The sequence below is a fragment of the Romboutsia lituseburensis genome (assembly GCF_024723825.1).
GTDB classification, from domain to species: Bacteria; Bacillota; Clostridia; order Peptostreptococcales; family Peptostreptococcaceae; genus Romboutsia_F; species Romboutsia_F lituseburensis_A.
On sequence record NZ_JANQBQ010000003.1, the window covers coordinates 1 to 23,221 of the forward strand.

27 protein-coding genes are annotated in these 23,221 nt (G+C 25.5%); 22 read left to right on the top strand and 5 right to left on the bottom strand.

Annotation, left to right across the window (positions count from 1 at the left end):
- The 10 genes from NWE74_RS18740 to NWE74_RS18780 form a co-directional block, all read left to right on the top strand.
- Window positions 1–813 (top strand): hypothetical protein (locus tag NWE74_RS18740; RefSeq protein WP_258244578.1); only part of this gene is annotated, 813 nt, incomplete at its 5' end.
- Between the two features lie 132 nt (window positions 814–945).
- Window positions 946–1,908: a helix-turn-helix transcriptional regulator gene (locus NWE74_RS18745; protein ID WP_258244579.1), complete on the top strand. Its 963-nt coding sequence runs from the start codon at window positions 946–948 to the stop codon at window positions 1,906–1,908.
- A 77-nt stretch (window positions 1,909–1,985) separates the two neighbouring features.
- Window positions 1,986–2,615, top strand: coding sequence for a type 1 glutamine amidotransferase family protein (locus NWE74_RS18750; protein ID WP_258244580.1), 630 nt, complete (start codon window positions 1,986–1,988; stop codon window positions 2,613–2,615).
- A gap of 288 nt (window positions 2,616–2,903) precedes the next feature.
- Window positions 2,904–3,095, top strand: a complete 192-nt coding sequence (locus tag NWE74_RS18755) for a hypothetical protein (protein ID WP_258244581.1) — start codon at window positions 2,904–2,906, stop codon at window positions 3,093–3,095.
- Between the two features lie 55 nt (window positions 3,096–3,150).
- Window positions 3,151–3,912, top strand: coding sequence for a recombinase family protein (locus NWE74_RS18760; RefSeq protein ID WP_258244582.1), 762 nt, complete (start codon window positions 3,151–3,153; stop codon window positions 3,910–3,912).
- Between the two features lie 334 nt (window positions 3,913–4,246).
- Window positions 4,247–4,957, top strand: coding sequence for a LytR/AlgR family response regulator transcription factor (locus NWE74_RS18765; protein WP_258244583.1), 711 nt, complete (start codon window positions 4,247–4,249; stop codon window positions 4,955–4,957).
- Window positions 4,951–6,258 (top strand): sensor histidine kinase, encoded by a 1,308-nt coding sequence (locus tag NWE74_RS18770; RefSeq protein WP_258244584.1) that lies wholly within the window; start codon window positions 4,951–4,953, stop codon window positions 6,256–6,258. Before NWE74_RS18765 ends, NWE74_RS18770 begins: the two co-directional genes overlap by 7 nt.
- A gap of 74 nt (window positions 6,259–6,332) precedes the next feature.
- Window positions 6,333–6,587, top strand: coding sequence for an accessory gene regulator B family protein (locus NWE74_RS19340; protein ID WP_420330211.1), 255 nt, complete (start codon window positions 6,333–6,335; stop codon window positions 6,585–6,587).
- 111 nt (window positions 6,588–6,698) lie between these two features.
- The gene (locus NWE74_RS18775) at window positions 6,699–9,257 is read left to right on the top strand and encodes an ABC transporter permease (RefSeq protein WP_258244585.1); all 2,559 of its coding nucleotides are present in this window, start codon (window positions 6,699–6,701) and stop codon (window positions 9,255–9,257) included.
- 18 nt (window positions 9,258–9,275) lie between these two features.
- A complete protein-coding gene (locus NWE74_RS18780; protein WP_258244586.1) occupies window positions 9,276–9,956 on the top strand; it encodes an ABC transporter ATP-binding protein in 681 nt (226 codons plus the stop codon).
- A 234-nt stretch (window positions 9,957–10,190) separates the two neighbouring features.
- Here the strand turns inward: NWE74_RS18780 and NWE74_RS18785 are convergent, their stop codons facing one another.
- Window positions 10,191–10,823, bottom strand: a complete 633-nt coding sequence (locus NWE74_RS18785; RefSeq protein ID WP_258244587.1) for a restriction endonuclease — start codon at window positions 10,821–10,823, stop codon at window positions 10,191–10,193.
- A 171-nt stretch (window positions 10,824–10,994) separates the two neighbouring features.
- On the opposite strand from NWE74_RS18785, the gene NWE74_RS18790 reads away from it, so the two are divergent.
- The 5 genes from NWE74_RS18790 (at window position 10,995) to NWE74_RS18810 (ending at window position 15,316) form a co-directional block, all read left to right on the top strand.
- Window positions 10,995–11,354 (top strand): hypothetical protein, encoded by a 360-nt coding sequence (locus NWE74_RS18790; RefSeq protein WP_258244588.1) that lies wholly within the window; start codon window positions 10,995–10,997, stop codon window positions 11,352–11,354.
- Window positions 11,355–11,478: 124 nt separating this feature from the next.
- The gene (locus tag NWE74_RS18795) at window positions 11,479–12,285 is read left to right on the top strand and encodes a ParA family protein (RefSeq protein WP_258244589.1); all 807 of its coding nucleotides are present in this window, start codon (window positions 11,479–11,481) and stop codon (window positions 12,283–12,285) included.
- Window positions 12,286–12,651: a hypothetical protein gene (locus tag NWE74_RS18800; protein ID WP_258244590.1), complete on the top strand. Its 366-nt coding sequence runs from the start codon at window positions 12,286–12,288 to the stop codon at window positions 12,649–12,651.
- A 650-nt stretch (window positions 12,652–13,301) separates the two neighbouring features.
- Entirely contained in the window at window positions 13,302–14,438 is a 1,137-nt protein-coding gene (locus NWE74_RS18805) for a replication initiation protein (RefSeq protein ID WP_258244591.1), read from the top strand.
- Window positions 14,439–14,854: 416 nt separating this feature from the next.
- A complete protein-coding gene (locus NWE74_RS18810) occupies window positions 14,855–15,316 on the top strand; it encodes a Mor transcription activator family protein (RefSeq protein WP_258244592.1) in 462 nt (153 codons plus the stop codon).
- Between the two features lie 128 nt (window positions 15,317–15,444).
- On the opposite strand, the gene NWE74_RS18815 is transcribed toward NWE74_RS18810, so the two are convergent.
- From NWE74_RS18815 to NWE74_RS18825, 3 genes are all read right to left on the bottom strand, one after another.
- Window positions 15,445–15,600, bottom strand: a complete 156-nt coding sequence (locus NWE74_RS18815) for a YvrJ family protein (protein ID WP_258244593.1) — start codon at window positions 15,598–15,600, stop codon at window positions 15,445–15,447.
- Between the two features lie 82 nt (window positions 15,601–15,682).
- On the bottom strand, window positions 15,683–15,919 hold the full coding sequence (locus NWE74_RS18820; protein WP_258244594.1) for a DUF2922 domain-containing protein: 237 nt from the start codon (window positions 15,917–15,919) through the stop codon (window positions 15,683–15,685).
- Between the two features lie 51 nt (window positions 15,920–15,970).
- The gene (locus NWE74_RS18825) at window positions 15,971–16,240 is read right to left on the bottom strand and encodes a DUF1659 domain-containing protein (RefSeq protein ID WP_258244595.1); all 270 of its coding nucleotides are present in this window, start codon (window positions 16,238–16,240) and stop codon (window positions 15,971–15,973) included.
- 275 nt (window positions 16,241–16,515) lie between these two features.
- Here NWE74_RS18825 and NWE74_RS18830 point away from each other — a divergent pair, with 275 nt between their 5' ends.
- The 7 genes from NWE74_RS18830 to NWE74_RS18860 all read left to right on the top strand — a co-directional run bounded on the left by NWE74_RS18830 (window position 16,516) and on the right by NWE74_RS18860 (window position 21,475).
- On the top strand, window positions 16,516–16,722 hold the full coding sequence (locus NWE74_RS18830) for a hypothetical protein (protein WP_258244596.1): 207 nt from the start codon (window positions 16,516–16,518) through the stop codon (window positions 16,720–16,722).
- A gap of 98 nt (window positions 16,723–16,820) precedes the next feature.
- Window positions 16,821–17,180, top strand: a complete 360-nt coding sequence (locus NWE74_RS18835; RefSeq protein WP_258244597.1) for a hypothetical protein — start codon at window positions 16,821–16,823, stop codon at window positions 17,178–17,180.
- Window positions 17,181–17,494: 314 nt separating this feature from the next.
- Complete coding sequence (locus NWE74_RS18840) at window positions 17,495–18,355, top strand: hypothetical protein (RefSeq protein WP_258244598.1); 861 nt, start codon at window positions 17,495–17,497, stop codon at window positions 18,353–18,355.
- 89 nt (window positions 18,356–18,444) lie between these two features.
- Window positions 18,445–18,843: a hypothetical protein gene (locus tag NWE74_RS18845; RefSeq protein WP_258244599.1), complete on the top strand. Its 399-nt coding sequence runs from the start codon at window positions 18,445–18,447 to the stop codon at window positions 18,841–18,843.
- A gap of 561 nt (window positions 18,844–19,404) precedes the next feature.
- Window positions 19,405–20,532 (top strand): DUF1266 domain-containing protein, encoded by a 1,128-nt coding sequence (locus NWE74_RS18850; protein ID WP_258244600.1) that lies wholly within the window; start codon window positions 19,405–19,407, stop codon window positions 20,530–20,532.
- A 46-nt stretch (window positions 20,533–20,578) separates the two neighbouring features.
- Window positions 20,579–21,022: a hypothetical protein gene (locus NWE74_RS18855; RefSeq protein WP_258244601.1), complete on the top strand. Its 444-nt coding sequence runs from the start codon at window positions 20,579–20,581 to the stop codon at window positions 21,020–21,022.
- A gap of 288 nt (window positions 21,023–21,310) precedes the next feature.
- Window positions 21,311–21,475 carry a hypothetical protein gene (locus NWE74_RS18860; protein ID WP_258244602.1) on the top strand — a complete coding sequence of 55 codons (165 nt, stop codon included), beginning with the start codon at window positions 21,311–21,313 and terminating at the stop codon, window positions 21,473–21,475.
- 411 nt (window positions 21,476–21,886) lie between these two features.
- Here the strand turns inward: NWE74_RS18860 and NWE74_RS18865 are convergent, their stop codons facing one another.
- Entirely contained in the window at window positions 21,887–23,086 is a 1,200-nt protein-coding gene (locus tag NWE74_RS18865) for a hypothetical protein (protein WP_258244603.1), read from the bottom strand.
- Window positions 23,087–23,221 lie beyond the last annotated feature (135 nt).

A 23,221-nucleotide genomic window follows, 5' to 3' on the forward strand; every position in this document is an offset into this window, starting at 1 on the left:
ATGAAAAAGCCCAATTATGAAGATTTTATAATGAAAAGAGCAATGGATATATTTGCAGAAGAAGGCCTTAAGTTCTTTGGAATAGATAAAAAAGTAAAAGATAGTGGACCAACGGAGTTAGTTGTTTTAGATAGCAAGAATATGTATATGGATTATACATTTTTAATGGAGGATGATAGTTATATACACTTTGAGTTCCAAACAACTAATAAAGGTGTCGAAGATCTAATGAGATTTAGAACTTATGAAGCGCTGCTTAATCATCAAACCAAAAAGGAAGTTATAACATATGTTGTTTACTCAGGGGATATCAAAAATCCTGTTAGTGAATATAATTGTGGTATGAACACTTATAAAGTAAATGCTATATCTATGGTTAATGAAGATGGAGATAAAGTATTTGATGAAATAATAGAGAAGTTATCTAGTGGGAATGATATAAATAAGCAAGATATAATAAAGCTTACATTTACACCAGTTATGGGTGGTAAAATGGATAAAGGTGAAAAGATATTAAAGGCTATAAAGTTAAGTAAAGAAATAACTAGTCCATATAAAAGAGATATGGAATCTATTTTATATGCTTTTGCTAATAAATTTTTAAGTGGTAAAGATTTAGAAAAAGTAAAGGAGGAGTTAAGAGTGACTGAAATAGGAAAGAGCCTTATTGAAGAAGGAAAAGAAGCTGGTGAGAAGAAAAAAGCTATAGAAATAGCTAAAAAAGCTATATTAAAGGGAATGGATAACGAAACTATAAAAGAGCTTACAGATTTAACAATAGAAGAGATTGAAACAATAAGAAATATTATGTAGTTAAAAGAGACTTTGATATTAATTGAAATAAAATGAGGAGCATGAGTTCTTCATTTTATTTTTTATTTATAAAGAATTAATATATCTGATATATAATAACTTTATACATCAGATATAAAGAGGTGAGGCTACATGGCTAAAATTGATAATATGATGTCTATACTATGGATGTTAAACTCAGATAAAAAAGTTACAGCAAAGCAAATATCTGAAAAACTAGAAATAAATATAAGAACTGTTTATAGATATATTGATTCACTTTCTGCGAGTGGAGTACCTATAATCTCAGATACAGGTCATAATGGTGGGTATACACTTTTGAATAATTTCATTAAAGCACCTCTTTTTTTCGATATAGAAGAGCAAACTGCTTTACTTCATGCAGCTATATTTGCTAAAGAAAAAGGATATTTCTTAGATGAAGCGTTAGATAAAGCAACTTCAAAGTTAAAAATGCACTCAAATCAAAAACAAGAAGAAGTTTTAACAAGGCATTTAATAGGTTTTGAAGTAATAAAACCTATTGGAAAAATATCTATAGAATCTGTACTTAAAAAATTGGAAAATAGCATAGCAAATGAGTTATCTATAGAAATTAATTATCGTACAGGTCGTGAAGAAAAATCAAAATGTAGGATTATAAATCCATATGGAATTGTTCATTGGAATAATAATTGGTATATAGTAGCATTTTGCCAAATGAGAAATGAGATTCGTAGCTTTAGAGTAGATAGAATTAGTAGTGTCACAGAAACATTAAATACTTTTAATAGACCAAAGGAATTCTCAGCAAGTGAATTTTTCATAAGAGGAATTGTGACTGAAATAAGAGATGAGGATAATCTTATACCATTAGTTATAGAAGGAAGTATAGATGCATTAGATAACTTATGTCAGCATTGGTTTTTAGGATATTACTTGAAAGAAAGAACTCCCAATAAAGCAATATTTAAACTTCAAGAAGAAGTGATATGTACATATATACCAAATATACTTTTACCCTATAGAAAATCCATACAAATAATTGAACCCTTAAGTATTAGGAAGAAAATAGTTGAAAATTTAGTTGAATTAATTAATCATTATCAAATTTAATAACTTAACTGACGGCATATGTCAGTTAAGTTATTTTACAATTAGGTATATTAATTAACCATATAAGGAGTAAAAAGATGAAAGATATAAAAGTGTATATGTATATATTTGATACTATGTCAGATTGGGAAGTCGGATATTTAACTGCTGAATTAAATACAGGAAGATATTTTAAAAAAGGATTAAAACCTCTAAAAGTAACTACAGTAGGAATTGATAAAAATCCTATTACAACAATGGGGGGATTGAAAGTTCTACCTGAGATTACAATAGATGAGTTTAATATGGAAAGTAATGATGTATTAATTTTACCAGGAGGGGATACTTGGATATCGCCAGCTCATGATATAATATTAGAAAAAACTAAAGAGGCTTTGGTACAAAGGTCTGTAGTTGCAGCTATTTGTGGTGCTACTTTAGGGTTAGCTAAAAAAGGGTTACTAGATTTTAGAAATCATACTAGTAATGATTTAGAATTTCTTAAAATGGTAATACCAAGTTATAATGGAGAAAAATATTATAAAATGGAATCTGTAGTTAGTGATGAAAATTTAATTACTGCTTCAGGAATCGCACCATTAGAATTTACGATACACGTTTTAAAAGTTTTAGATGTTTTTAAAGAAGAATCATTAAGTTCTTGGTTAAATCTTTATAAAACTAATGATTCAAAATATTTTTTTGAATTAATGAATTGCAAAAAATAATATAAATTTTAATTCAAATGATAAACTGATTTTTCTAAAATAAATAGATGAATGGTTTTTTGTATTTTTATGGATTCGACAGAGTTTTATAAATAAATTAAAATAGTTTATATAAAAATAAAAAAAAGATTAATACTATTTATGATTAAAACGTTGAAAGTACTAAGTTTAATAATATTTAATAAATTAAAAAAGTCAAGTTTGAGCCGACAAACTTGACTTTTTATAGTTATTATTTATATAATTAAGACCTTAATATATAAATAATAAAATTATGGGAGTACAATAATGAATGAAGTATTAAAATCTGCAAAAAATTTGTGTTATAGCATTTTTAAATTAACGATATCGATTGTTTTTCTTAGTATTGTATTAAGAGGAATAGCATTTAATACATTTGAAAAAAGTGTATTTTTTATAGGACTTATATTTATGGCCATAAACTTTATTATAAGTTTAATTTTAAAATTTAAGAAATAATATTAAAAACCACCTAATGTAAGGTGGTTTTTAAATAGACAACATGGAGGAATACATGAAGAAAAGAGCAGTAGGATATTGTAGAATATCAACCTTAATGCAAGTAGACAATACATCACTTAAGGATCAAGAAGATAAAATAAGAATGTATGCTAAACTTCACGATATAAAGATAGATGAAATGTTTATAGATAAAGCAGTATCAGGTAAATCTACAGATAGACCAGAGTATGATAAGATGATGGACTATGTTAAATCAAATGATATAGATATGATTATAGTTTATAAAAACGATCGAATTCATAGAAGTTTATATAATTTATTAGCAATGATTTATGAGCTGCAGGAGCATGAGGTGGCTTTAGTAAGTGTTACTGAAATGTTTGACACTTCAAATCCACAAGGGATGTTATTTTTACAAATGCTAGGTAGCTTTGCAGAGTTTGAAAGAGCAATAATTAATGAAAGAACTAGAAATGGAAGAATAGCAAGATTAAATGAAAATAAATGGGTAGGCGGTAAGCCATCACTTGGATATAAAGTAAATAAACAAGGTCAATTTGAAATAGATGAAGAAGAAGCTAAAATAGTTAAAGATATATTTAAGCTAAGGTCCAAGGGATTATCATTAGCTAAAATAGGCGTTAAGTATGGATTTTCAAAGCAAAAAGTAGATTATATATTAAAAAATAAAAATTATATGGGAGTATTTGAATACAATGGAAAAAAAGAAAAAAATGATATTACTATTGAGATAGAGCGAATAATATCTAAGTATACGTGGAATAAGGTTAATAAGCTAACGAAAAAAGGTTAGATATGGTAAAATATAACAAGACTATCTAACTATAAAAATAAAAAAGCTAGAAGTATATAAGTTTAGCGGCTTACTTCCAGCTCTAGATCAATACACCAAATAAGAAAAATTCTAATTTAGTACTTTTACTCTATTAAAATAGATATTATTATAATTGCAATTACATATCAACAAGTTTAATAATTTAAAGAATATTGATATTCACTGTAATGTAGTTATAGATTTATAAAACACTTATTTCTGTATTGATAGGCTTGTATGGTCGAGTTATACATGAAATAAGTTTTTTTATTAAGTACAGTTAAAAATTACATAGCATCATGGAGAAAAAATTATGTTGAATATAGTTATTTGTGAAGATGATTATCTATTTAGACAAGATTTGAGAGAATACCTAGAAATTATATTAAAAGAAAGAACTGATCAATTTGAGATTATAGAATTTAATTGTGGTGAGGATTTAATTGAGAATTATTCAGATAATATAGATATATTTTTTCTAGATATTGAAATGAAAGAGATTACAGGGATTGATGTGGCAAAAAAGATTAGAGAAAAAAACGAAAAATCAAAGATAATTTTTACAACTGGTCTAATGGATTATATGCAGATAGGTTATGAAGTGAGAGCTTATAGATATTTATTGAAGCCAATACAATTTAACAAATTAAAAGAACATGTAAATAAGTGCATAGAAGATATTATGAAAAAGAGGTCAAATAATTTAATCATACAGACCAAGGGAGAAATATATAATATAGCAATAGAGGATATAATGTTTGTTGAAGTTATAAATAAAGATATTATGGTGCATACGCAAGAACAAACATATAACACAAAAACAAGTATGAACAAAATTGAAAAAGAATTAGAGAGATATGATTTCTATAGATGTCACAAGGGATTTTTAGTCAACATAAAGAAAGTTGATAGTATAGGTAAAAATATAATAATCGTTAATGATACAGAAATACCAGTGAGTAGATATAGAATTAAAGAATTAAAAAGAAAACTATTATCAGTATTAGGGGATGTAATATGCTAAGTAGCACATTATTTTGGAATATAATTATATGTCTATCTACAATGGTGGAATGGCTAATGCTTAAATTTGTGTTAGATAAATTAGGCAATAAAAAAACTAGTGATAAGATGATTAGAGTATCAGTAATACTGATAAGTTTTATAATAAGTTTTTTAACTATAAAGAATGTTAATCCAAATCTAAAGTTATTTATGGGTATTATTATGGGATGTCTACTTTATTTTTTAAATTATGACACAAATAAATTTAAAGCTATTATCGTAAATCTAGTTTATTGGATGGTTTTGATAGGATTAGATTTTATTAGCTTAAATTTTATATTGACTATAAATAAAACATCTAATATTAATGAATTATTAAAAAATGATATGCTTAGATTAGAATTAATAATCATATCAAAGCTATTGTTAGTATCAATTATACCAATTATAAAAAGTTTAAAGATTAATGTAATATTTAAGAAGAAAGAGATTTTATATATAATTACATTGATTTTAGCAAATATACTAAGTATAGTTGTAATATTTACACTTTCATTGGACTTTAGAAATAGGTCATTAACTCAAGAGTTAATTTTATTGTTTATGTCAATTATGCTGATTTTATCGAATATATCATTGATAAAAATTATAGGAAGAATTATTAAGGCTAATAATATTGAACTTGAGAATAAATTAATAATAGAAAAAATTGAGATGCAATATAAATACTATTCAAATATGAAAGAATCACAACTTAAAGTAAGAAAGTTATACCATGATATGAACAATCATATTGCATGTATAAAGAAACTATATAAAAATAATGGAGAAGTTGATGCATATATAGATGGGATAACATCAGAACTACATAGTTGTAAATCTATAATTTCAACAGGTAGTATGATTTTAGATATAATAATTAATGATAAAAAGGACATTTGTGACAAAAATGATATAGATTTTGAAGTGGATTTAAATTTCTCTAGATGTAATTTTATTGATATGATTGATATTTGTAGTATATTTTCAAATTTAATAGATAATGCAATTGAAGCATCACTAAAGGTTGATAACAGAGATAGATATATACAATTAAAGGGAAATATAGTAAATAACTTTTTTGTATTAAAATGTGAAAATAATAAATCCAATAAAGTAGAGTTAAATAAAGGAACAATAATAACTGATAAGAAAGATAATTTCGTACATGGTATAGGTATAAAAAGTATAAAGGGATCTATTGAAAAATATAATGGAGAAATGAGCATAGATTTCACAGATGATAAATTTAAAGTTCAAGTTTATATACCATTAAAATAACCATTTGCGCATAAAAAACTACTAGTTACGAAAAAAGGTTGAATTGAATAAATAAAAAGTGTTATTTATTAGTAATGATTAAATTATGTGCTGATAAAATAACACTTTTTTTGATTTCAAATAATCAAATAGATAAAGATGATTTTGAAATGTATGTATATGCATATGAAACTTTAATCGCATTTATAGTAAATATAATAGTTATACTTACTATATCGTGTGTACTTAAAAGATTTACATATACATTATGGTTTTTATGTTGGTATTTTTATCAATTTAACTTTTTATTGATGAGTAGAATCAATAACACAAATTTGAGAAGGTGTTAAATTACTAAGCAAATGAATGTGTTTTTTGATGAAATTATTGTAAATCTTATTAGGATCAAGGTTTAAATATAAATAAGTTAACAGAATAATTTTTACTATATGGAGGAAAATATGGCGTTTGAATTGAAGCTAGCTTTAACGTATTTGCAAAAGAATAAAAAGGAATCAATTACGATAATAATATCTATAGTAATTGCTATGACTTTAATATTAGGAGTAGATATAATAGGAAATAGTATGTCGATTAATCAAATTAGTCAAGCTAAAAAAATTGCAGGCTATTATGATGGAACATTAACAAGTAATAATAAAGAAAGCGAAGAAAAAATAAAAAAAATTGATTTAGTCTATAATGTATCTACAGTTGAAAATTTAGGTCAAATTACTATACAAGGTGGATTAAAAAGTACTTTATATACATTTAATGAAAATTATTTTAAAAGTATGAATTATACCATCATTTCAGGGAGATACCCAAAGAATGAAAATGAAATTATTATAGATTCAAAACTATTAGGTAAATATGAAAAGAATAATATTTTAAATAAACGTATTTCAGGTGTAAATAAAATTGAATATTACTTAGATGGCATTAATGGGGCTTATAGCAAAAAAAATGAATATAAAGTTGTAGGAGTTATAAGTAAAGTTGATGACTATTATAGCCTTGAAGATATAGAAATTGATAGCTTTATTGGAGGCAATAAAAATATAATACCAGGTAAATTTATAACATATAGCACAATTTATAATATTAAAGGTATTAACGAAAGCAATATAGACCAAAAACTTAGTGATATAAGAAAAGAATATGATCCAACATCTGACTACAAAATAGATATAAGAAAAGATGTAAAATCAGGAATATCTACTAATCAATATCTAGACTCAGCTCTTAGATTATACAAAGATGTTCAGCAAGGAAACGAAAAAGAGATGAAAATTCTAGTAGCTATAACAGCATCTCTTACTATTTTTAATTTCTTCAATATAATTCTTAGTAAAATGATTAATCAAATTGGATATTTAAGAATAGTTGGAATGTCTAATAAAAAAATAACTAGATTTTATTTAATGCAAATGTTGATTTTATATGGAATCGGAATAACTATAGGGTTTATAACATCTATATTTTTTGCAAAATACACAATGGGAATATTTATACAATCTAATTTATTTGATATAAGTAATTTTAGTAATATTAAATTAATTATTTCACCTTTTATAGTAAGTAAATCCTTATTAATAACATTAAGTGCATTACTGATATCAATCCTGATCCCTATAATAAGTTCTTTAAAGAAATATCCAATTGATTTGATAAATAAAAGTGATAAAGTTAAATATAAAACAAAACATAATAAAAAACTTTTAAATACTCTTTTAAAAAACAATTTATTAAGAAGTAAATCAAAGACAATAATTTCAATTGCAATAATAGCTTTTAGTGGGTTTATGTTTATATTATGTACATCTAGCAATATGAAAGAGTCACTAAAACAGATAAGAGGCAATTTATTAGGTTGTAAAAAAGAATATAATTATATGATAAGACCTTATGAAAATGCGGCTAAAGATATAAATAAGATAAGTATTAAAGAAATTTCTAGTATAAAAAATTTTAAAGGAATAAAAGACTTTAGTGTACTAAACTATACAACAGGGTTTGTAGATGTACCTAAAAATGACTTAAACAAAGTATATTTCAAAATGTATCCTATAAAAGCCAATAATGAAGGTAATGTAGAGGTAAAGGCTTTAGTAAGTGGGATTTATGATTATAATAAATTGAATAAGTATGTAAAAGCAGGAAGTTTAGAAAATATAGATAAACTAAATGATGAATATATAAATATTGCAATCTGCAATGAAGATTATGTAACAAAAACTAAAAAGATTGAAAAGACTATTAATGGTTTAAAAGTAGGAGATATATTTAAATTTAAGGTATTAAGTAAAAATAATAGTGGAGAAAATCAATATAAAACATATAAGTACAAAGTGAATGCTATATTAGATAGTTCAATTGCTCAAAATAACGGAGTGGAAAACCATGCTCAAGCTATAGGTATGTATATGAATCCAGAAGTATTAAAAAGTATAACTAACAATAATTATATACAAGAAGTTAACTTTAACATAACAGGACAGAATAATAAAGAATTAGATAAATCAATTGAGAATATAGATAAAAAATATGATTTTATAGATATTACCACGCCAAAAAGTAAAGACCAAGATGTTACGATTAAATTTGATAGAAGGTTGATATTAGGTAGTGTATTATTAGTAGCTGCATTATTTAATATATACACAACTATTAGTATAAATATTAAGAATAATATAAGTGAATTTTCTATATTAAGAGCTATTGGGCTTGAAAAGAAATATTTTAAAAAATTAGTTGTTTATGAGGCTGTATTTTATAGTCTTGTAGGTAGCATAATAGGTGCTACCTTAGCCTGTATAAAAGAATTTAAAATTATAGATTCAGATAAAAAAATATACGCAAAAGTAGGAATAAATTTAAATATAAGTGATGTGTATACACCTCCCAAAGAAGCTATTATGTTTGTATTAATAGTAGTATTAGTAGCTATATTAATAGGTTATTCAAAAGCAAAATTAATAGATAAATTAGATATAATTGACGGTATTAATGAAAATTAAAGTAGGGGAAAATGATATATGAAAAGTAATATAAAAGTAGATAAGTTAAGAAAAGTATATGGAAAAGGCGATAGTAAAGTAATCGCTATTGATGAAATTAGTTTAGAAATAGAACCTGAAAAATTTACTGCAATAGTTGGCACAAGTGGTTCTGGAAAAAGTACATTACTTCATTGTATGGCAGGGTTAGATAAGCCAACATCAGGACATGTGTACTTAAATGAAGAAGATATATATAAGTTAAATGATGATAAATTGTCTAAAATTAGAGTAGAAGAGTTTGGTTTTATATTTCAAAAATTTAATCTTATACCTATAATTTCTGTCTATGACAATATAGTATTACCAATATCAATAGATTCAAAGTCTATAGATAAAGATTATATAGATAATATTATAAATAGTCTAGGTTTAACAAGTCAGGTAAAAAAATTTCCAAATGAATTATCAGGAGGTCAACAACAGAGAGTTGCCATAGCAAGAGCACTATCAAATAAACCATCTATAATATTTGCAGATGAACCTACAGGTAATTTAGATAGTAAAACTAGCGAAGAAGTTATGGATATACTTTGTATGTGTGTTAGAGAGTTTAAGCAGACATTAGTTATGATTACTCATGATGAGAAAATAGCCAAAATCGCAGATGTAGTAATATCTATAAAAGATGGTAGCTTATTAGATATGGAGAAGTTTTAAAATGAATAAAAGAAGGATAAAAATAGCAGTTAGGGGGAGGGAGTATGTAGATAATTTTGTGTATTCTAACCAAAGTTAAGTGGCAATAATTATTTGATGTGAAGGACTATGATAAATAAATCATATTCCTATATAAATTTCTTTAATATTTCATTTTTGTTTAACATAAAAAGTGTGCACCTTCTTTATGATAATCTAATTTAATTATCATAAAGAAGGTGCACACTTTTTTTACTATTTAAAATATACAGTTTTTATAAAGTCCCCTAATCTGTTGGCTTCACTTTCATTTATATCTTCAGGTAAAGTTATTTTTACAGATAAATTTGGTCTTATTGGATATTCTATATCTATAAAACCATTATTATTATCAACTAATTCACTCGCATCTTTTCCTTCACTAAGTTGCTTTATAATATCATAATGCTTACTTAAATCAGAAATAGTTCTTTGAGATTTAAGAGAACTTCTTAATGTATTTGGTAAATTAGAGCGAGATATTGGTCCATGTAAAAATACTATTTTACGTTGATGAGGATAACCTTCGTCATCACTATCTTTACTTTTATCATAGATATAATCACTATCTATTTTTCCAAAATAAATATCATCTCCATTAGGTATAAGAACAAGATCATTTAAATTCATTTGATTAACAAGTATATCTAAGTTTGGGTATGCATTCCCTAATGAAAGTCCAGTAAGGTTATAAGGTTCATTTTGTAAAATATTTTTCATATCAGAACGGCTTTTTCCTAATAAATTTCCAATTAATGGCCATCCAATTGCAATTATATTCTTAGTTTTAAATTCATTAATTCTATTATGTCCATGAGGTACAGGTCTAACAAGCCAAGCTTTAGGCATATCTATTCACTCCTTTTAATTAATTTGATAATATAAATCTAACACATAATAACTACCTAGTCAACAACTAATATCAAGTTGATATCAACTTGATATTAGTTGTTGACTACATAGCAAAAATGTAATACTATTCAACTATAAAAAGAATCAAATAATAGGGAGTGAGATAAAATGATTATTGATATTAATACAGGTAAAGAAAAAAAGGGAATGCCGCATAGTAAAAATTTTTATTCTTGGATGAAAGCTTTACCTTCTATTGAGTATGATAAGATAGTCGAAACTTTAAATGATATGATTGATGGAGATGAAGTACATACAGCTGGATGGATGCCAGGATCTAATTGGATAGGCACAGTTTTTGAACCTATATTTTTATCACTTGGAAAAAATGAAAAAAAAGCAGCATTATTCTTTGGATTAATTGTTTATAAAGTATTTATGGATAGAGAGGATGTGTGGGCTTGTGGTAGATTTGAACTTAATGGTAAATCTATAGGGAGTTTAACATACTTTAGAGTTAATATTTAATACTATTCAAAATTAAAAATAATTCAAAAATAAATTATAAATAAATTGATTTTTAATTATAAAAAATGTTAAAATAAATTATAAATAAATTATTTTTAAATCAAAAATAAATGAGGTGTAGATTGTGAAAATTTGTTCATTTTTCAATGTAAAAGGAGGAGTTGGAAAAACAACTCTTACAATATTAACAGCAATGAAACTAAGTAAAGAAGGAAAAAAAATATTACTAATAGATGCTGATACACAAGCAAATCTAACTCAATTTTTATATAAAGTTATTCATGAAGAAAAGACTTTATTTCAAATGCTAACAGAAAATACGTCTGCAAAAGAAGTTATATTAAAATCTCCTGTAGAGCAATTTGAAAATATAGATATAATACCTAGTGATATTAGCTTAAGTGTTTTATCAGAATATTTATCTACTCAAATGGGAAGAGAAAAAGCTGTGTGGAGATGGTTTAAAAACAATATAGAAGATATAGAAAAATATGATTACATATTTGTAGACTTATCACCATCTTATGATCTTATAGCTAGAAATTTTATGCTAATATCAGATTCTATAATAACACCTATTGAGTACCAAGACATAGCTTCAATAAGAGGGTGCGAATTATTCTATCAGAAGTTTAAGCAAGATTTAGAATTTCTAGATATTAAACTACAAGCAAAAAGGGCAGTAGTCATAAATTCTTATACAACTAGAAAACTAAGTACTGGAGATTTATTTAATAGTTATTTAGATAAATTTGAAAGTATAAAAAAAGATTTAGTACAAGCTAAAATAAGTGAAACAACAGTGGTTAGAAATGCTATTTTAAATAAAATGGATCTAGAAGACTATTGCAGAAAAACTAAAAAAGCACATAAAGTTAGAAGTGACTTTAATGATTTTATAGAAGAGTTAAAGGCTAAGGAGGTTTTATAAATGGCTTTAGATATATTTAAGGAAGATGTATCAGAAATAAAAATAAGAAAAAATGATTATCAAAATAAGGTTGATAAAGTTATAGAAAATAATTTTGATATAGATATGGAAGGCATAAATTTACTTTCAATGAAAGAAGAAAAGAAAGTAAAAAAAGTTCCTCTTACTATATATATAGAAGATGATGAATTAGATGTACTAAAAGCTGTTTCTGTATTAAAAAATACTACAGTTCAAAAGACAATTAATAACCTAATTAAAAGTACAGTAAGCACGACTAAAGTGAACTTACCTAGTGATTTCAATCTATCAGACTTAGTTAAGAAATATGAAAAAGAAAATAAAGTAAAAAAAAATAGAAAATAAAGTAAAAATAATTTATAAATAAATTTAAAATAAATTATTAAATAATTATATTTACTTTATTTTAACTTTAAATATAATTTATTTTTATTTTTTTACATGTAAATGGAAATTCACCTTAATAGGTAGATAAATTTTACTTTAGACTTATTAAATAATTTAAGTTAATAATACAAATCCATATATGCAAAAAGACAAATAATTAAATATAAGTACTTTAAATATTTACATGAATTATAAGTGATTAGGAAAATGAAAAAATGGTTAAAAGTAGATATAAAACTATATTTTTAGTTTTTTATATCTTTTTTCATAGGTAAGTACAGAACAGACTAGTAAAAAAATGACCTTTACTAGTCTTTACTGTATTTATATATATAGTATTTAATAGTATTTATAGTATTTAGGAAGTCTGAAACTATTGCAATTACCTTTATACAGAAGTTGAAAACAGACATATTCGGAGCTAACTCAGACATATTCGGAGTGAACCCAGACATATTCGGGGGACAAAACAGACATATTCGGAGTGAACCCAGACATATTCGGGGGCAAAACAGACATATTCGGAGTGGTTTAATCAGACAAAAATCAATTTATGTCTTGAAAGTTATATTAATTTGTCTTATTTTATATTAGAGGTGAGTTATATTATGGATTCAAGAGATAAAAGAATTTTAATGAAACATAATGATATTGTTAACGCAAAGTACGAAATTACAGTTAATTCAAATAGAGTATTTACTTATTTACTTTACGAATTTCAAAAAGATTTAGATAAAAGTAAATTAAGTTGCGAGATTTCAAGAGAGAAATTAGCAAAGCTAGTTAATGGTAATGTAGATAAAACAGTAAAGGGATTAACAACTATTTTAATGAATCTAAGGAAAAAAGATTTATTTTTAATGGATGAATTGCAAGATGGCAGCATTGATTTTATAGCAGGTGGATTTATTGACAATGCTACTTATAATAATAAAACAGATAAATTTAAAATTGTTGCGGACGTAAGAATTCATAAGTTACTTCATAGATACTTAGAAGATGGATATACTCCTGTAAATTTAGAAATATGGCTTTCTTTGAAAAATAGATATTCTCAACGATTATATGATTTGTTAAGGGCTTGGAGTGGAACTAAGGAAACAATAAATTACTCTATTAATAAGTTAAGAGAGTTAATGCTTTTAGAAAATAAGTATAAGCAATATACCGATTTTCGAAAAAGAGTTTTAATACCAGCAGTAGATGAATTAAATTCTACAGGGTACTTTAAAATAGACTATTGTGAAATAAAAAAAGGTAGATCTGTTGAATCTATTGATTTTATAGTAAAGGATTTAGATAAACGAAAGTATTTTATTAAAGATGAAGTTGCTAAGAATATTTCAGATACTGTAGTAGATGAAATTGCAGTAACATCAGAGGAAGATAATGAGCTTAAAGAAGATATAAGTTCATTAGATATTAAAAAATCAAAACAAAATAGCGAAAATATAGATTTAAAGGCTGTTTATAGCGATTTATTTATTCCAGATGAAGAAATATTTACTAAAGGAACTTTGAGGAGTTTTAAAAAGGATTTTAAGCATATTGATTTTAAAAATGAATATATGGAAAAAGCATTTGATGAGGCAATTATGATAACTCTAGATAGAGATGATGTTGAAGTAATTAAAGCAGGTTCATATAAATTCTTTAAAGGAACTTTAGATAATAAAATTATTGAGTATAAAATAGAGGAACAGGAAGATATAAAACATAAAAAAGATATGGATACTTATTGGTAAATCAAATTTAAAAGAAAATTGAGTTAAATTTATTTAAAGATATGTATCTACATAGTGTAGAAAAGATAATAATTTATATACTAAAACCTAGATTTATGTTAAAATTTAGATAAAGATATCGAAAATAAAATAGAAAAAGCCAGGAGTGCATAAGTTTGGCGACTTACTCCTAGCTTTTTTATCAACACTCTAGATAAGAGAGAACTCTCATCAGAGAATTTTTTATATTTTTATTATGTATTAATATTAACATAATAATTCTTGAACATCAATAATTTTGGTATTTAAAAATAATATAAAAAATTATTCATATACAATAAGGCTAAAATAGTATTAAGCCTCAATTGTTGTGAAAAAAATATGTTAGTTCTCCTTATATTTAGTGTCAACATACTAAAATAGAGGGGAATTTTTTTATGGAACTGACAGAGTTTTGTGACCATTTATACGATGAAAGTACGGATGGTTATATACAAATATTAAAGTTAGATGATAAACAAATTATTAAAGTATATAATGCTAAAAATGAGGGCGTAAGACATATTGTAGAAGAATTACATAAAGAAGAGGATGTATTTCTAGCACCAAATACAATGTATATACCAAGGCGAAGGGTAGAAAATATAAGACAATTTAGAGCATTATTTCAAGATATAGATTGTGAAAGTAAGGGATTAGAAAAAGCTAAATGGCTATTTGAAGAATTTGGAGGGACATCGGTGTACTTTCCTACTGAAAAGATGATATATAAAGAGGCTCGTGATAGAGATATTATATCTGAGTACAATGGATTTAATCATAAAGAATTAGCAACTAAATACAATATGTCTGAAAGTTACATAAGAGCAATTATAAACAGACATAAGCAAAGTGCTTAGTTTTAGAAAAAATTGGAATTGACTTAATATTATTTAAAAGATATGATGAAAACTTAGATACTTAAATTCTAGTTTTTTAAAACAGAAAAGCAGCACGCCTAATTTTTATAGATTGGGTGTGCTGCTTTTTACATTCTAGTATTTAATTCTTTAATATTTGAGCTCAAGGAATTTATACTTGAACTTAGCCCATCCAGTTTCCCTTCGATTCGTACCAATAGATACATAGTCACGATAGCAGGAAATCCTAAATTAGCTACTAATTGCATTAAATCTAATTCCATTGATATTTTCCTCCTAACAACTTTTAAAATTTACTAGAAAGCCCCTTATGAGCTTAGAGAGACTTTCTAAGTGTTACATTTGTTATGCAACTACTAAATCATAATCAGTAGTTTCTGTTTGAACAACTTTTGCTTCAACAGCAGTTTTTAAATCATCCCCGTTTGGAGCAAATATATTTTTAGCTAGTATTAGATCCATAACAGCTTTTATATCTGATTTAGTTAGATTATGTTTTGGATCAGTTACATATAAACTTACCTTTTTTCCTAACACTGTAGCAAATGTCATTAATAATTTAACTTCTACGCTATTATCCATTTTAACATTCCTCCTTTGATATTTTTAAAATTCATTTGATTAAAATAAATCTTATGAATTTAAACTTGTATTATCTTGCTTTATTACTTCAATAACAGAATGTTGCTGAAGTGATTCTAATGCTTGAGCAACATTAAAAACATCAACACCTTTTGCAGTTGGTTTTAAGTGTGAATATGATCTTGTTTTTGTTATTATTTTTCCATTTTCACTCATACCATAGTTAAATTTCATTTTTAGTGTTGATGGATTTTTAATTTCTACTATGTTTGAAGCCTCTCTTGATTCATTTTGTAAGCTAACTTCGTTTTGGTTATCCATTTTAGTACCTCCTTTGTATGTTTTGATTAATTACAGTGTATTTGGTTTTATATACAAAGTCCTAAAATATAGTTGATGGAATTTTATCGTGATTTTATTTATAGAAAATTTATGAGTAGAATTTAAATTAACAAATGAGATAATTAGTTATACAAGTAGTGATCAAGGGTATATAAGACTTAAGTAAATAAAAAGCCGTAGTTTAAGATAAACATAGTTATAAAATATGGTATATTGAGTTATTTCAATGAGCAAGAAGGGATGAATATATTTACATGATAATAAAAAAAATTGATATTACAAGCAAAATGGGATTGCAATTGTCTATGGAAGAAGATTTATTTATTGTTAAGTTATATGAAGATAGTTTATCTGGACACAAAGAAAATGTTGTATATAAGTGTAAGGTTAGTGATTCAAGCATGGAAGAAATGATTGATCATATAAATAAAACTCATAAGATAATAATGCAACAACAATAATTAAGATTTAAGGCAAATAAAAAAGCTATAGTTTAGGGGGACTATAGCTCCAATAGGGGAGAATTAATATTTGATTATGTAAAAAAAGGATAAATAATATGGAAAATAAAGAACTTAATAAAAAAGGTACAAAAATTGAGAAAAATTTCAATGAAGAATTTAACTTTGCTGAATTAAAGCAAGAAACTGAATCTTATATTAAAGAAGTATTAAAGAACTATGAAGGAAATCTTTTAGAGGATTGTGAAGAGAAACTCCCTAAAGATGTTAAACTTAAGGATTTGAAAATTGAGTATTATCATACAAATATTATTTTAAATAAAGAGTATGGTGCTGAGCTATCATTTAGACTAGCATTTAATTTAATAAATCCGATCAATGAAGATATCCTATTTATTTATGAAGTAGAGTATAATAGTAATAGAGAATTTAGTGACGAATTTTTAATTGATTACTAATGTAATTAATCTGAAGAGATATGTGAAAAAAGTGAAAGTATATTTATCAAAGTAAATTTAAATCTATATAATAAATTTCAAAAACTATAAAAAAACTTAGTTATTTTATAGTTTTTTTATATATAACACCACTTTACAAGAAAATTTAACTCGCTAAATCTTCTATGTCCTTAAATTGGCATAGGTATGGTATGCGAGATAGAGTTTTTTATAAAGGAAATACGGGAAGTATAGATATACTTGGAATTGCAAATAAAAATTGTGAGCAAAGTGTTATAGATCGTATATTAAGAGTTTTTTTAAAGGAGAGTAAATTGGAAAATTTTGAAATTAGTTATGTATCAGAAATAGAAGATTATTATTGCGACAACATAGATATCATAGTAAAATTAGGCACTTTTAATATAACTTTAGTGGTAACAACTCCTAATTATATATTAAACGAAATGAATAGAAAAAATAGAGGATATGTACCAGCATATCCTCCTGAAGTTATATTCAATGATTTAAAGGATATTACCATAAAAGAAGCAATAAGAGAATATGTAAAAAAAGGAGCATATTGGTTAAAAGTGTATGGACTTGCAGGGAATTTAGTAGGAGCTTTTAATGAAAAAGTAATGTCAAAATCTATTAATTCTGAAGGATATCAGTCAAAAGAAGTACCTTATATACAAGAAAATTATAAAAACTTAAAAATACTTTATCCTAAAACATTGAACGAATTTGAAAATATAGATGATGATGAAATAGAAGTAATAATTAGATTATGGAATAATAATGAATATATTTTAACTATATCTACTATAAAATTTTTGGAAAATCAAATTAATAAATCAAATAAAAAGTTTTTATACCCTTTATACCCAAGAGCAATCGTAAAAATATTAAGCTTAGATAATGTTAAAAGTATAATTGATAGTTTTGTAAATAAAGATCATGGATACTGGTTGCATTTTTATAATTATTCCAGTTTTTTTGAATTTGATATAGAATTAATGAATAAACATTTAAATGCAAATAAGTTATATTATTTAGCAATAGAATATGATTGTAATAATAATTTAGTTTTGGCAAAAGAAACATATTTAAAAGCGCTTGAAATTTATAAAGAATTAGAAGATAAATATTCTATAAATTGTATAGAAAAAGATATAGAATATTTATTATTATAGCAAGAACCATAGCAATTAACATAAGAATGTACATGGAAGAACTATAAAACTTTAATAAATACACAAGATAATAGAAGGACGCGTGGTATATGTCAAAATACATAAAATTGTTAGAGGCTAATAGTATAGCTGATAATGATAGTTTTTTATATTTTTTACATGAGAAATGGGACTTTAGAAAAGATAAGTTTATACAGTTATGCGAAGCTATAATTGAAATAACCAAATATGATTTAAATCAAAATAGATTTAATGTAATTGATAGACGTATTTCAAGTAGTATTAATCATATTCATGAATATATACTAAGTATATTCTTATGTGAAAATCTTTTTTATGATATAAAAAATTTACCAAGCTATGAAGAAAGATTAGAATATGTAGCGACTTTAAACAAAGTTGTAAGTTGTTATTTTAAAGGTTTAATAATAGAGGAATCTATAGAAGATGGACTAAATGAATGCATAGATCTTCTCAATTCTAATTAATCCTACAAAATAGAGAAGCTAAACATCTGAATAGGCGTGTAGTTTCTCTATTTTTGTATGAGCTGAGATATGTGAAAAAATAAACCTTATGTAAGTCATATTTACTTTAATTAGGATGATAGTTAAAATAGGAGCAAAAGACCGCTCCTATCTTAACTATCTTTATTTATATGTTGGGGTCAAAAGCTATGGGGTCTTTAGTACTTATTCTTGCATAAAAGAATTTCCTCATGATGTCTCTCATTACTGATGTCTTTCTATTTCAATAAGTATACTACTTAATCGAAATATTTCAAATGTAAAAATGTTGATGTTTTGAAGTGCAAAAAGTGTAATAAAATGACTCTTTCAAAAATCCTACTTTTTGAAACTGGACTTTAGGTATTGCAATGATTATAAAAATTATACTTCCGATTTTTACACCTATCTCTGTGTTCCACCTAATTCGCCTTACTGGGATATTTTAATATACTCTCAAAATAAATAAAATACGCTAAAACTTTTATACTTAAGGATAAATATGTTATAATTGTTTTCATTAATTTAAAAAGGAGGAAATAAATGGTATTTAATTTTCTAAAGAAAAAACAAGTAGAGAATATACGAAAAGTAGAAAAGTATATTTTTAGTGATGACTTAGATAGGAAAGCAATATGTTCTAATGCCCTATTTAAAAATCCATCTGTGTTTTTGAATATGAAACTCACTAATGAAAACAGGGACGAGTTTTTAGAAAAAAACTATTTCAATCTGCTGTATAGTAGTAGTCCGGAATTAAGTTGGGATAAGCAGATTATACCTGCATTAAAAGAAGCTCTACAAATAGGATATGATATAGTGGACAAAGATTCTTATGAAGTTACCTTTGGTAAATTTGCAGATGGTGGGTTAACACATGCGTGGGATATTGTAAGAATGGCAGGAATAACGCAAGATGCATATACAACTGGTTATATCGATTTATCATTAGCAAAAGAAAAAATAAATATCCTAGGTAAAAAAATAAGTGAAAATTATTCTTCTTGGGAGGAACTAGTTTTAGACTTTATAATGGGTAAATTGGATTTTAATGAATGGAAGGACTTAGAGGGGCAGAACACTGAAATATTTGCAGATATCGAAGATATTTTAGTAATGGTGGACTTTTTATTTAATGACAAAGATACACCTTTAAAGAAGGTACTATTTTATAAAGATGAAAACTTAGTAGAAGCAGGGGAAAATATTCTTAGACATATACTATCGATTTCAGAAAGAACTAGAAAGATGATGAAGGTATATAAAAAAGTATACGGATGGGAACCATTTATTTTAATAGATGGTAATATGGATAATGAAAGAGAGAAAAATACATATAGATTTGTTAAAGAAGAACTAGAATTTGAACCATCAGAGGAAATCATATTTATACATTCGTATATACATAAAAGACCAGAAAAGTCAGAAATACAATTAATTTTAACAAATCAAAGAATTATAAGTTTTCTAGCTAAAGAAAAAAAGTATATTTACATACCACTTGAGGAAATACATGAAAATAGTATAGATATAAGAGGTTATGGCAGAGAATTATTTATAAATGGAGATAAAATGTTGGAGTGTTTTTGTATAAATTCAGAGGAAGAAATATCTTCTTATTTAGAAATTGTATATGACCTTGTAGCATTTTTAAGAAATAAGAAGAACTAATTTATCGAAAAAAATAAAAAAATAAAGAATAATTTGAAGGAGTAATATGTTGAAATTTGGAACAGCTATAGCAGTCGTAGGAACGATATTATTTATTATTGCAATATGGATTTTATTTGGATATTTATATTTTAAAAAAGGGAATGTAAAGAAAGGATTCATACTTTTAGCTATCTCCTTGCTACTTGTGGTTAGTGGAGTATTAATAGGTATAAAAGGAGAATGGAATAACGCAGCAAAAGGATTAACTCTATCAAATGAAGTGATTCAAATCATTGATAGCACTAGTGTAGAAGATGCTACACAAGAACAACAGGCAAAAGTAGGACAAAGTGTGTATATAAAAATTAGTGAAGAAGATTGGGCAAAATACGGTGATGAGATTGGACAATATTATATTGCATGGCAAAAAAGTCTAAATGATCAGGCGGACGAGGCTTCACTTAAAACAGAATTTAAAAAATTGAGACAATCAGTTATTTCAAAATAATCAATAAAGAGAACTGACCCTTTGTATATTAGTTAATAATACATCTAACATCATAGCCGTCAGCCTAATATATATAAAGAGATATTATTAGGTTGACGGCTTATTTACGTTGAAATTTAAAAGAAATAAAAGATTATTTTTTCATAAATCATATTAATTGTATTTTTAAGTGCACTTTTTAGAACTATCTCTTGCAAATATTAGTCTAATTTTGCTTAACGTGTATTTTCCACGAAATCCTGACTCTACCCCTTTATGATAATAAAAGAGATTGAGATTACAAGTGAAATGGGATTAAAATTACTTATGGAAGAGGAGTTATTTGTTGTTAAGTTATATGAATATAGTTTATGTGGACATAAAGAAAGTGTTGTATATAAGTGCAAGGTTAGTGATTTAAGTATTGAAGAAATGATTGAGCATCTAAATAAAACTCATAAGATAATAATGTAGCAACAATAATTAATATTTAAGGCAAATAAAAAAGCTATAGTTTAGGGGGACTATAGCTAAAAATTATAAAACTAGTAATTTCAATACTTTTGTAAATGTTTGGTGACTTTTTTCGGTTTTGTGCTCGGTAGGCCTTTAAATATTTAGTCTTAATAATAAAAAATCCAAGGCTTTAGCCTTGGATTTAATTATCTAATTAGCTCGTAAACATCATCTACGAGGTTCGATGGTACAGATGCACTCGCTATCCTCCACCTAAGATAAATATATGCAATTATATTAAAAAATATACTAATTTTGTAAAAAAAAACTCGCTAGGACAATACCTACGAGGTTCGATGGTACAGATGCACTCGCTATCCTCCACCTAACTGAAGTATATCATCAATTAATTAAGCATGTCAATATTTTTTACCATAGATTATAGTGACATTCATTAAAAATTTGAATAGAAGTATATAAATCTGTTTTTAAAATCTTATCCTTTAAGATTTCTTCGTAAGGAGAAAATACTCTATCACCGATTTTAAAAGTTATGCTATCAATAAACTTTTTTTCACAATCATCAGGAGAAAGACCTTCATTTGAATAAGCTTTAAGTATTTCATCCTTAATTGCATGCTTTCCTACAAAATAAGTAATGAAATCAGCAATATCACATCCTATATGGCTAACTATAGTTTGATTTGCAATATCATCATAATATCCAATTTCAGATTTATTAACAAATCTAATTTCATCCAAACATTTTCTAACAGTTTCAGATTGATAATGAGTAGTTCCAAGTGATATAACCTTATTAAATAATAATCTATAATCACTTCTAGGATTGAATCCATCATCGCCATCCCATCTAAGCTTAGTACTAAAACTATGAGATGGCTTTTTAGCTGTAGTTTTAAATTCCTCATCAGTATAGAAACCGTTTTTTAAATAAAAACAAAGTAAGTCTAAATGCTCACCAAATGCTATTGTGTATGGTGATTTAACTTGGTCAGAGATAAATCTTTTTCGATGAGGTGCAGCTGTATCATACAATATAGTTGTACAAAGTATATCAAAGTTAGCATTTTTTACTACTGAAAATATATCTTCATAGAAACTTTTTAATTTCTCTACATCTAAAGAACCAAAGCCTAAATCATCTTCTTTACGAAATAATTTCCATACCTTGTACTCTTCAACAAATTCTTTTTGATTTTTAGATTTAACATTTGGTTTAAATGTTTTACTATCATAGTCAATTAAACTATCTGCTCTATAGGAAATATAATCATCATTCCATCCTAAACATACTTCCTTCTCACCCTGTTTATTAGTAAAAGTAACTTCCTGTGCAATTTTTCTAACATTAGTAAAATGAATAGGTTCACCCATTTTAAATCTGTATTTAATACGTATATCAGTTAACCAATTTTTTTCTATATTGTTTATATAGTGACTCATAAGAGATGTTAGGCTAACTAGACTAGTAGCTCTTTTAGTGCCACCGAGCTTTTGTTCAAATTCATCTATATAAGTTAAGCATTTCGTAGAACTAAATACATCTTCCTTAACTTTATATGATGAACATATATCATTTATCAAATTAATTTTTTCAATTTTATTCATAGCGACCATCCTAAAGTTATAATTGTGATATTTATTATATCATAATAAATACTCATGTGATATAATACTTGAAAATGTATATTGTACTCGATTCCCAATTGAAAATGCTGGTGCATCTCATCATAGTAATAGAGT

Bases quoted from the DNA above. Each gene is read 5' to 3' on its own strand.
- NWE74_RS18775 (WP_258244585.1), top strand. From the start codon at position 6,699: ATGGCGTTTGAATTGAAGCTAGCTTTAACGTATTTGCAAAAGAATAAA.
- NWE74_RS18755 (WP_258244581.1), top strand. From the start codon at position 2,904: ATGAATGAAGTATTAAAATCTGCAAAAAATTTGTGTTATAGCATTTTT.
- NWE74_RS18770 (WP_258244584.1), top strand. From the start codon at position 4,951: ATGCTAAGTAGCACATTATTTTGGAATATAATTATATGTCTATCTACA.
- NWE74_RS18845 (WP_258244599.1), top strand. From the start codon at position 18,445: ATGTCAAAATACATAAAATTGTTAGAGGCTAATAGTATAGCTGATAAT.
- NWE74_RS18785 (WP_258244587.1), bottom strand. From the start codon at position 10,823: ATGCCTAAAGCTTGGCTTGTTAGACCTGTACCTCATGGACATAATAGA.
- NWE74_RS18825 (WP_258244595.1), bottom strand. From the start codon at position 16,240: ATGGATAACCAAAACGAAGTTAGCTTACAAAATGAATCAAGAGAGGCT.
- NWE74_RS18830 (WP_258244596.1), top strand. From the start codon at position 16,516: ATGATAATAAAAAAAATTGATATTACAAGCAAAATGGGATTGCAATTG.
- NWE74_RS18850 (WP_258244600.1), top strand. From the start codon at position 19,405: ATGGTATTTAATTTTCTAAAGAAAAAACAAGTAGAGAATATACGAAAA.
- NWE74_RS18865 (WP_258244603.1), bottom strand. From the start codon at position 23,086: ATGAATAAAATTGAAAAAATTAATTTGATAAATGATATATGTTCATCA.
- NWE74_RS18750 (WP_258244580.1), top strand. From the start codon at position 1,986: ATGAAAGATATAAAAGTGTATATGTATATATTTGATACTATGTCAGAT.
- NWE74_RS18745 (WP_258244579.1), top strand. From the start codon at position 946: ATGGCTAAAATTGATAATATGATGTCTATACTATGGATGTTAAACTCA.
- NWE74_RS18790 (WP_258244588.1), top strand. From the start codon at position 10,995: ATGATTATTGATATTAATACAGGTAAAGAAAAAAAGGGAATGCCGCAT.
- NWE74_RS18810 (WP_258244592.1), top strand. From the start codon at position 14,855: ATGGAACTGACAGAGTTTTGTGACCATTTATACGATGAAAGTACGGAT.
- NWE74_RS18760 (WP_258244582.1), top strand. From the start codon at position 3,151: ATGAAGAAAAGAGCAGTAGGATATTGTAGAATATCAACCTTAATGCAA.
- NWE74_RS18805 (WP_258244591.1), top strand. From the start codon at position 13,302: ATGGATTCAAGAGATAAAAGAATTTTAATGAAACATAATGATATTGTT.
- NWE74_RS18860 (WP_258244602.1), top strand. From the start codon at position 21,311: ATGGGATTAAAATTACTTATGGAAGAGGAGTTATTTGTTGTTAAGTTA.
- NWE74_RS18835 (WP_258244597.1), top strand. From the start codon at position 16,821: ATGGAAAATAAAGAACTTAATAAAAAAGGTACAAAAATTGAGAAAAAT.
- NWE74_RS18855 (WP_258244601.1), top strand. From the start codon at position 20,579: ATGTTGAAATTTGGAACAGCTATAGCAGTCGTAGGAACGATATTATTT.
- NWE74_RS18820 (WP_258244594.1), bottom strand. From the start codon at position 15,919: ATGGATAATAGCGTAGAAGTTAAATTATTAATGACATTTGCTACAGTG.
- NWE74_RS19340 (WP_420330211.1), top strand. From the start codon at position 6,333: ATGATTAAATTATGTGCTGATAAAATAACACTTTTTTTGATTTCAAAT.
- NWE74_RS18800 (WP_258244590.1), top strand. From the start codon at position 12,286: ATGGCTTTAGATATATTTAAGGAAGATGTATCAGAAATAAAAATAAGA.
- NWE74_RS18780 (WP_258244586.1), top strand. From the start codon at position 9,276: ATGAAAAGTAATATAAAAGTAGATAAGTTAAGAAAAGTATATGGAAAA.
- NWE74_RS18765 (WP_258244583.1), top strand. From the start codon at position 4,247: ATGTTGAATATAGTTATTTGTGAAGATGATTATCTATTTAGACAAGAT.
- NWE74_RS18815 (WP_258244593.1), bottom strand. From the start codon at position 15,600: ATGGAATTAGATTTAATGCAATTAGTAGCTAATTTAGGATTTCCTGCT.